General features: G+C 79.3%; 1 protein-coding gene. It reads right to left on the bottom strand.

Annotation, left to right across the window (positions count from 1 at the left end):
• Window positions 1-1,726: ACP S-malonyltransferase (locus ACYVI6_RS18620; RefSeq protein WP_460447782.1), on the bottom strand; the 1,726-nt coding region annotated here is incomplete at both ends.

Consider the following 1,726-nt stretch of genomic DNA (forward strand, 5'->3'; position numbering starts at 1 on the left):
GGCGGGGCCGCAGGTGCTGACGCCTCGGGAGCCACCGGGGGCAGCCAGGGCGCCGGGGGCATCGGCTCGGGCTCGGCGACCGCGGCGGGAGCCGCCGCTCGCTCGAAGACCGCGGGCACGGCGACCTCCCGGGCGGGCGGCACCTGCGGCATCGCCTGCGCCGACGACACCGATCGCGTCAGCTGGGTCGGCGCCGGCGCTGCGGGCTGCCCGGCCTGCGCGGGCTGCGCGCGCCCGCCGGTGAGGGCGGCGACGGCGGCGCGCACGCGGTGCAGGTAGGCGGCGTGGTTGTCGGCCAGCAGCTGCTGGCAGGCGAGGTGCGTCTCGGCCGCCTGGCGCTGCAGCTCGACGAGCGCGGCCGCGCCGGGCGCGGCGTCGACCTCGAACGCATCGTCCGCACGGGTCGCCGGGGTGGCCGCGGGGAGGTCCAGCCGCACGACGTCCGGCACCCGGGCGGGGGCGGGTGCGTGCGTGCCGGTGCCGTCGAGCTGCACGGTCATGGTGGGTTCCTCACTGGTCGGGGCGGTGGGGGCGAAGGGTGCCCAGAGCCGGTCGTGGTCCATCGGGACGCCGCGGGCGGCGAGCGCGGCGAGGGCCTGCTGCAGGGCGGTGACCCCGTGCCGCGCGGGGTGGTCGAGGGCGACGGCGAGGTGCTCGCGCCCGGCGAGCACCTGGCCGACCAGGCCGGTCAGGGCCGACCCGGCACCGACCTCGACGAACGTGCGCACGCCGAGCGCGTACATCGCCTCGACGTCGTCAACGAACCGCACGGGACCGGTGAGCTGCTCGGCCAGCCGGCGGCGGACGGCGGCGGGGTCGGCCGGGTAGGGCGCGGCGTCCGCGTTGCCGAGCACCGGCAGCCGAGGCGGGCGGACGTCGACCCCGGCCAGGTGCTCGAGCAGTCGCGGCACGGCGTCGGCGACGACCGGGGTGTGGAACGCGGTCGACGCCTGCAGCGCGCGGGTCTCGACGCCGTGCACGCTCAGGTCGTCGACCACGGCGGCGACGTCGTCGGCCGCGCCCGACAGCACGACCTGCCGCGGACCGTTGCGGTTCGCGACCCACACCCGCTCGCGGCCCGCCCGCGCGAGCGCCCGCTCGACCTGTGCCGGCTCGGTGAGCGCGGCCACCATGACGCCGTCGGTGCCGGCGGCCGCGTCGCGCATCGCCCGGCCGCGCACCCCGGCCAGCTCGACGAGGTCGTCGGCGGTGAGCGCCCCGGCCACGTGCAGCGCGACGAGCTCGCCGAAGCTGTGGCCGGCGACGGCGTCGGGGCGGAGGCCGAGCTGCCCGAGCACCTCCAGCAGCACCAGGCTGTGCACGGCCAGCGCCGGCTGCGCGCACTCGGTGCGGGTCAGCAGCCGCTGCTGCTCGGCCCGCTCGTCGTCGTCGCGGGCCGGCGGCGGGAGGACCACGCGGTGCAGCGGCTGCCCGGCCACCTCGGTGGCGCCGTACCGGTCCCAGACGTCCTGCGCCGCCGGCACGTGGCAGGTGACGTCGCCGCTCATGCCGACGTGCTGCGCGCCCTGCCCCGGCAGCACGAACCCGATGCCGCCCGGCGCAGGGTCGCCCAGACCGAGGTGGACGCCGACCGGCACCAGCGGCCGCTCGGCACCGAGGCCGCGGACGGCGGCGGGCAGCCGGTCGTGCAGCGTGCCGGCGTCGGGCACCACGAGCGCCAGCCGGGCCGGGGCCGCGGCGTCGAACGCCTGCTGCGTGGCGCGGG

This window comes from Angustibacter aerolatus (genome assembly GCF_054776675.1).